Here is a 7,471-nt window from a genome sequence, read left to right on the forward strand (position 1 = left end):
AGTTAAAAATGAATGTTAAAGAAGTAGTAACAGAAGAGCAATTACATGAAGTATTACCTGTTTTACAGCAATTACGAACACAACTTTCAAAAGAGGAAACAGGCACTTTATTTCGAAATATGAAAGAAGAAAATTATAAACTATTTTCGCTGCGTAATGAAGATGATGAAGTTGTTAGCCTTGCAGGTGTAGCGATTTGTACGAACTTTTATAATAAGAAGCACGTTTTCGTATATGACCTTGTAACGGCAGACGCACATCGTTCAAAAGGACATGGAAATGTATTACTTTCGTATATAGAGAACTGGGGAAAGGAAAACGGATGTGAGTCTATCGCCCTCACGTCAGCATTTTCAAGAATTGATGCTCATCGTTTTTATGAAAGAGAAGGGTATGATAAGGTGAGTTATTCTTTTCATAAAGAATTATAAATAAGAAGAAGAAGCTGTCCCGAAAAGTTGGGAACAGCTTCTTCTTCTTATTTCTCAAGTTATTATTGAAACGTAAATAGGTTGTAAGTTATGGTATATGTATTTGAAAAGGTTATATAGTGTTATTGTATCGAATTGTTTTAAGTAATAATAAAGAGAATGATTGGAGCGCTTATACTTGAAAAAAATAAAGAAACTATCAATCCCTAATGATGCTAGAGTTATCGTCATATCGGATATTCATGGAGAATTAAATCTTTTAAAAGAAGCACTACATAAAGTTAACTTTAAAGATGAAGATTATTTAATTATTAATGGAGATCTTTGCGAGAAAGGACGAGATAGCGTAGGTGTAGTAAATTACGTTATGAATCTTGTAAGGAACACTTCAAATGTTCACGTTGTTGAAGGGAATTGTGAAGTTTTAGTTGATGCTCTTCTAAATGAAAATCCTGGTCTTATTAATTATTTATGTACGAGGAAGCATTCAATTTTTAATGAATGGCTAGAGCAATTGGATTTTTCAGTTCATGAAGGTACTTCAATTCGTGAAGTGAAAGAAGCATTGCTAAGTGAATTTTCACAAGAACTATATTGGCTAACGGAGTTGCCAACAGCGATTGAAACAGAAGATTATATTTTTGTGCATGCTGGGCTAGAAGATAGAGTAGATTGGAAAGAAACAGAGCGCAAAAATGCGATAGCAATGCCGGAGTTTTTTTATAAATCACATAAAGCAAATAAGTATGTAATAGTTGGTCATTGGCCAGTCGTGAACTATTCTGAAGAAGCACCGTCTAACAATCCAGTTATTGATAAGGAGAAAAAAATTATTGCAATTGATGGAGGAAATGCAATTAAAGAAGCAGGACAATTAAATGCATTTATTATTCAGAGGAAACAAACGGGCGATACGTTTTCTTATACATATGTAGACTATTTTCCACAGTATGAAGTAATAGCGGATTTTAATGCGAATTCAGAAATGCAGGGCGGAGTGACATATCCGTATTATTACATAGAGCCTATCGAGAAGATGCAAGATTACACCGTATGTAAGCAAAAGGAAACGAATAATTTGCTCACTGTAAAAAATGAATATATGAAACAACTTGAGTCAGGTGAATATACAGTGAAAACCGATATTTCTTGTGCGCAAATAAGCGTTAGGAAGGGAGATCTCGTTTCTCTCATTGATGATAGCTGTTCAGGATATGATTTAATTAAAAAAGATGGCGTAGAGGGGTGGATAGAGAAAGGGATTTTGATTGAGGTGAATAAAAAGGGAAATAATATATTGAGCTGAAATAGGAGGGGATAACCTCCTATTTTTTATTACCTATTTTACAATCACATATTTCAATTAACCTTTTAAATTAGTGGACTGCTTGCTGTCTTTAATAAGTAAATAAATCGTACTCGGCAGAATGATAAGCGTCATTCCTAAAAGAGTTGCTAGTATGCCATAACCTCTATAGGGAGCAGAAACGATAAAAGGAAGTATCGCTAAAAAAATACCTGCTATCATCATTGAAATACTACTAATATTTGAAGCTCTTTTTTCAAGGTGCTTATCATTCCATTCTAATGAAACGGTTGATTTAGTCGTATCAATTTTGGAACTGAAATAACCTATTAATATAAATAAAAGCCCTAATGCTAAAAATATGAAATGATCGAGAGGAAGTGAAAAGCCAAGAGCGATGAGAGCAATGACAATATCGACAAAAAATAAGAATAATAACATTGTGTTGCCGATCCAATGGAGAAATTTCTGGTTACTCGCTGCTTTAGATAAAGCTAAAAATATAAAGAATAAGAAGGAACATATAATTATATTTACGATTACAAAAGTGCTTTTATCCATTGTTGATGTAGGCGTTCCATTGAAGTCCCATTTCGTAACAATATTTGATGGTAAGAAGAAATATAGAATAATATTTGTGGTAACAATAGTGAGAAATAAAGCAATACTAAATCGATTATTCACTGAATCACCAGCTTTCTAAATCAATAATTGGTATCTAATAACAAAATTATACAATATAATATATGATATTAGTTTTGATTTTTCTGAAAAAACATTATAATTATATATGAAATAAAGAGGAATGCAGGAGGGAATTATGCAAAACGTTGTATTAAAGGGGAAGAAAGTTACAATTCGTACAATAGAAGAATCGGATATAAAAACATTATGGAATATCATATTTAAAGAAGAAAGCCCAGAATGGAAGAAATGGGATGCGCCATATTTCTCGTTCTCAATGCAAGAATACTCTTCCTATAAAGAGAAGATGCAAAATCGTTTGAAAGAAGAACCACTGTCAAATTTAATTATAGAAAATAACGGTCAAATCATTGGGACAGTCGGGTTTTATTGGGAATATAAAACGACGCGTTGGTTAGAGATGGGAGTTGTGATTTATGAGCCAACATACTGGAATGGTGGATATGGTACAGAAGCATTGACATTATATAGAGATTTGCTATTTGAAAAAATGGAGATTGGTAGAGTAGGAATCACGACTTGGTCTGGCAATGAACGAATGATGAAAGTAGCAGAGAAAATAGGAATGAGCTTAGAAGGTAGAATGCGAAAGTGTCGTTATTATAACGGAACATACTATGATTCTATTCGAATGGGAAGCACTATGTGTAACGAAGGGGTGAGAAAGATTGTAGGCTATTATTGCTACATTCGATTGTGTATTTACTGATAAAATTACAGAACTGCAAAATGAATTAACAAATGTAATTGGAACAAATCAATTAGCTGGAGAAGAACCTCATATTACGATTGCAGATTATAATGAGTTAGATGTTAATTTGTATATTGAAAAATTAAAGGAATTTGTAGCTATTCAAGAAAACATGTCTGCAGTCACTTTTCCTTCTGTTGGAACCTTTCCTACTAACGGTACGATTTTTCTAGCGCCGACTGTTATCGATGATTTATTGAGACTTCATCATTTTTATCATGATCATTTCAAAACTTTTCATGATAATTCAAATTCATATTATGTACCAGGAAAATGGGTTCCGCATTGTACGATTGCGAATCATTTGAATTCAACTCATTTTTTAAGTGCGATGGAGTATATATATGAGAATTTTGATGTTACAACAGCTTCGATTGAAAAGTTAAAATTAATTAAGGTCAATTATGAAAATGGTTCTGCCGTTTCTTCTAGTATATTAGCAGAATATAATTTAAAGAGAATGGAGACATCGAGATGACATATATAATTAGAGAAATGAAGCAAGAAGATATTCATGCTGTACAATCAGTAGCAAAAATAGCTTGGCATGATACATATGAAGGCATTATTCCAAGAGAAATTCAAGACAGTTTTTTAGACGAGGCATATTCTGATGAAAAAATGAAATATCGTCTTAAAAATACGCATTTATTCGTTGCGGAAGAAGAAGGAGAAGTAATAGGGTTTGCGAACTTTTCACCTGTTAGACTACAAAATGAAGCGGAATTAGGTGCGATTTATTTGTTACCAGATCAGCAAGGAAAAGGGATCGGAAGTGCTTTATTACAAAAAGGAATTAAAGCATTAAATGGGATACGGAAATTGTACATACATGTAGAAGCAGCAAATGAAAAAGGAAAACGCTTTTATGAAGCGAAAGGTTTTGCTGAATTAGAGCAATTTGAAGAAGACTTTGAAGGACATATGATGCAGACAGTAAGGATGGTTTTATACGTATAAGGAGAACTAGTAATGAAAATTTTTGATTTTAGTGAAAAAGTAGGAAAGCACCTATCAGTATTTCAATCTAATTTCATCATGTCGAAAATATTAAACCATCGAGGAAATATACATATCGGTGCTATGCATTTACACGAGAATGGAATCATCGGTAATCATGAAGCAGTTGTATCTCAACTGCTTCTTATTGTGGAAGGAGCTGGATATGTATGTGGGGTAAATAAAGAAAAGATAAAGATAGAGGCGGGACAAGCTGTGTTTTGGGAAAAGGGAGAGCTCCATGAAACAAGTACAGAACACGGATTAACAGCAATTGTTATGGAAGCGGAGAATCTTGAACAAGCGATAGTAATGCCTATTATTCAAGGGGAGTTGTGAAAAATGATTGTTAAGGCGAATCAAGAAGATACCAATGAAATATTAAAATATTCGGCTCAATCGCTTTTTGAAGGGACGAGAGGGAATTGTCAATTAAGTACCGAGAAAGCAATTGAGATTACAAAGCCGATTGTAGAAAAAGGAGCATACTATTTAATCGTTAAAGAAAAAAATAAAGTAATGGGATGGATATTAATAGGGGAAAATACAGACTATTTTTCTCGTGAAAAACTTGGATTTATATATGAATTGTACGTTTTCCCAGAATATCGCGGGAGAGGATTATCGCGAGAACTGATGGAAGCTGGTATTAAGGAATTAAAGGAGAAGTATTCAGAAATTCGGTTGAATGTATTTGCTGGGAATTTTGCAAAAGAGATGTACGAAGAGTTTGGGTTTGTTGAAAGGCAGGTAATTATGACTTTGAAGTGAGTAGAATAGTCTGAATGAGAGAAGAGAAAATAATGATTTAGTGGCTACTTTATCGCTGGAATTTAAAGCGAATAAGTATAAAATAGATGGTTTGCCTTTATTTTATAGTAGATTTATAGAGTGTGCTTAAAAAACAAATAAATTAGTATTATACAATATATCGTTATTATAGTAAAAGAGAAATTTTGGAAAAATATCATTTTTTTGTTTAGAAATTTTTAAATTATTGGTTAATTTTACTATTTTTTAATTTTAAGGGGGATTTAATAATGGCAGGACAAATTCGTATGTCACCAGAGGAGCTTAAATCGAAAGCGACTCGATATGGACAAGGTGCAAATCAAATTGAGGACATTTTACGTCAACTACAAAACTTACAAAATGAATTAAGAGGAGAATGGGAAGGTCGTGCTTTCGAAGGTTTTGACCAACAGTTCAATCAACTAAAGCCAAAAGTACAAAACTTCGCACAGTTATTACAAGAAATTAATATGCAGCTTAATAAAACTGCAGAAGCTGTTGCTAGACATGACGAAGATCTTTCTCGTAATTTCGGTCTACAATAAGACAGATAAAAAGAAATATATAATTTAGCCATGCAACCATACGTTGTATGGCTAAATTACTTTAAAACTAGAGTAAGATACGAAGTCTTTCATTAGATAGACTTGCAGTCGCAGGAGTGATAAGTAGTGAAAAAGTTCAAATGGAGCATCTTGTTGTTTATTATTTTAGCTCTTGTACTATCGACAGGGGTCTCCTATTTAGCATTAAATCAAAATGTTAAGAAAGCTAATGAGAATACTACACCAAAAATGACAGTTGCGTTGGTAAATGAAGATCAGGGCACTGTATTTGAGGGCAATAAAATAGCGTTTGGAGATCAATTTGTTAAAAATGTAAATAAAAATACGAAACAAGAATGGTACGTAGTTAGTCGCGGGGTAGCGGAAAATGGATTGAAAAATAATAATTACAATATGATGATTGTTATTCCAAATGATTTTTCTAGGAAGGCAGTTGCGATTGATTCAGAGATTCCGGAGAAATTAACGTTAAACTACAAAGTAAATGCAACTGGGAATAAGGATTTGAAAGCTGAGGCAGAAAATACAGCTTCTGTTATTTTAGAAGATTTCAATAAGCAAATAATCGACGTTTATTTTGCGAGTATTATCGGTAAGCTACAAGGTGCACAAGATAATATAGGTAAAATAATTGAAAAAGGAAACGTTCAAACAACTATGTATAAAAAAGATATACATAGTCCGTTAGCAAATTACACAAATCAATTTAAAACAGTACAAGATTATACAGGTGTTTCTGTTAATAGTTTCAAAGGATTTCAGGATGTTTTAAAAGGTTTCGGTCAAGCGTTAGATGAGGGGAATAAATCTAACAATACGTACTTAGATGGTTTTAATAACTTTCAAAAAATGCAAACTGATAATAATTTGTTAGCGAATAATTTCACAAATCAATTTAATCAATATATGAATGATATGAATACAGGCGATGCTTTAAAGCAATTAAGTGCATTGGAATCCGCTAATAAAATTATTTCAAATCAATTTACGTTTTCAGAGAAAGAACCCAATATTTTAACTGATGCTTCAGCAATTCAAAAATATTTAACAGATGTAAAAAAACAAGTGTCTGAATATGATACAGAACTTGCTGGAAAGTTAGAAAGTGATATTCAAGAGACGGTAATTAAGAAGTTAAAGCAATCTATGTCGAATGATGGAAAGCAAGAAATCTTTATAAATACATTAATGAAACAACCAGATGTTCGAATAAAGAAACAAATAGAGAATTTAATTGCGAAATTACCTAGTTTAAACATGGAAGAAATCGGTCAAAGTGATTTACCAGATACAACGAAATTACAACTGCAAAATGTAATTCAATTTACAAAAAAATATAATAAAGAAAATGATTTTTATTATGATCCTGTAAATAAAGTATCTTTAGGAAACGCTATTAAAGAAGTAAAGGATAGACTTTATACAGAGGGAATTACATTTAGTGATACTGCTAAAGTAATTAAAATGGAATCTCCGCAAATTTTGAAGATAAAGATTCCAGAAGAATTTAAACTAGATGGAAGTACAGAAGCTTTATATATTGATGATGTGGATCGTACAAGTGACTTTCTTCAAAGCGAAGCAGGAGAAATTACAATAGCTCCTCGTAATGAAGGGGATATAAAGATTAGCTTGCATGTGAAGTTAAAAGATTCAAACATCAATATAGATGTTTTCTCTCCTGTAATGTGGCAGTGGGAATTGAGTGGGACTCATAAAAAAGAAACTAGTCCTGAAAAAGAAAAACCTAACAAAGAAGATAAAGGAACACAAACGGAAAATAGCAAGGTGGAAAATGTGGTTCATAAATCACAGTATGGCATAATGCCGTTAGTACACAGTGCTAAAAACCCTATTATAAAAAAAATGGAAAACACAACAGGGAAAGATAACGGAACCGGAGGAAGCCCAGGAGGCGGAA

9 protein-coding genes and 1 pseudogene are annotated in these 7,471 nt (G+C 32.5%); 9 read left to right on the forward strand and 1 reads right to left on the reverse strand.

The window, feature by feature from the left end; translation table 11 throughout:
- The first annotated feature begins 8 nt into the window (after window positions 1-8).
- On the forward strand, window positions 9-431 hold the full coding sequence (locus tag C4S65_RS08755; RefSeq protein WP_001101123.1) for a GNAT family N-acetyltransferase: 423 nt from the start codon (window positions 9-11) through the stop codon (window positions 429-431).
- 178 nt (window positions 432-609) lie between these two features.
- The gene (locus tag C4S65_RS08760; RefSeq protein ID WP_042972406.1) at window positions 610-1,737 is read left to right on the forward strand and encodes a metallophosphoesterase; all 1,128 of its coding nucleotides are present in this window, start codon (window positions 610-612) and stop codon (window positions 1,735-1,737) included.
- A gap of 57 nt (window positions 1,738-1,794) precedes the next feature.
- Here the strand turns inward: C4S65_RS08760 and C4S65_RS08765 are convergent, their stop codons facing one another.
- Window positions 1,795-2,421 carry a DUF1648 domain-containing protein gene (locus C4S65_RS08765; RefSeq protein ID WP_061667215.1) on the reverse strand — a complete coding sequence of 209 codons (627 nt, stop codon included), beginning with the start codon at window positions 2,419-2,421 and terminating at the stop codon, window positions 1,795-1,797.
- A gap of 136 nt (window positions 2,422-2,557) precedes the next feature.
- Here C4S65_RS08765 and C4S65_RS08770 point away from each other — a divergent pair.
- The 7 genes and pseudogenes from C4S65_RS08770 to esaA form a co-directional block, all read left to right on the forward strand.
- Window positions 2,558-3,104: pseudogene (locus C4S65_RS08770) on the forward strand (GNAT family protein).
- Between the two features lie 15 nt (window positions 3,105-3,119).
- Window positions 3,120-3,671 carry a 2'-5' RNA ligase family protein gene (locus C4S65_RS08775; protein ID WP_103945202.1) on the forward strand — a complete coding sequence of 184 codons (552 nt, stop codon included), beginning with the start codon at window positions 3,120-3,122 and terminating at the stop codon, window positions 3,669-3,671.
- Entirely contained in the window at window positions 3,668-4,153 is a 486-nt protein-coding gene (locus C4S65_RS08780; protein ID WP_000221048.1) for a GNAT family N-acetyltransferase, read from the forward strand. The genes C4S65_RS08775 and C4S65_RS08780 overlap by 4 nt, the downstream gene beginning before the upstream one ends.
- Before the next feature lie 12 nt (window positions 4,154-4,165).
- On the forward strand, window positions 4,166-4,531 hold the full coding sequence (locus C4S65_RS08785; protein WP_000688076.1) for a cupin: 366 nt from the start codon (window positions 4,166-4,168) through the stop codon (window positions 4,529-4,531).
- Between the two features lie 3 nt (window positions 4,532-4,534).
- Complete coding sequence (locus C4S65_RS08790; protein ID WP_000635650.1) at window positions 4,535-4,963, forward strand: GNAT family N-acetyltransferase; 429 nt, start codon at window positions 4,535-4,537, stop codon at window positions 4,961-4,963.
- A gap of 269 nt (window positions 4,964-5,232) precedes the next feature.
- A complete protein-coding gene (locus C4S65_RS08795; protein ID WP_000918601.1) occupies window positions 5,233-5,529 on the forward strand; it encodes a WXG100 family type VII secretion target in 297 nt (98 codons plus the stop codon).
- Window positions 5,530-5,655: 126 nt separating this feature from the next.
- Window positions 5,656-7,471, forward strand: a 1,816-nt coding sequence (gene esaA / locus C4S65_RS08800) for a type VII secretion protein EsaA (protein ID WP_142391527.1), incomplete at its 3' end; no start/stop codon positions are given.

Source organism: Bacillus sp. ok061, from assembly GCF_900108285.1.
Classification (GTDB): Bacteria; Bacillota; Bacilli; order Bacillales; family Bacillaceae_G; genus Bacillus_A; species Bacillus_A thuringiensis_S.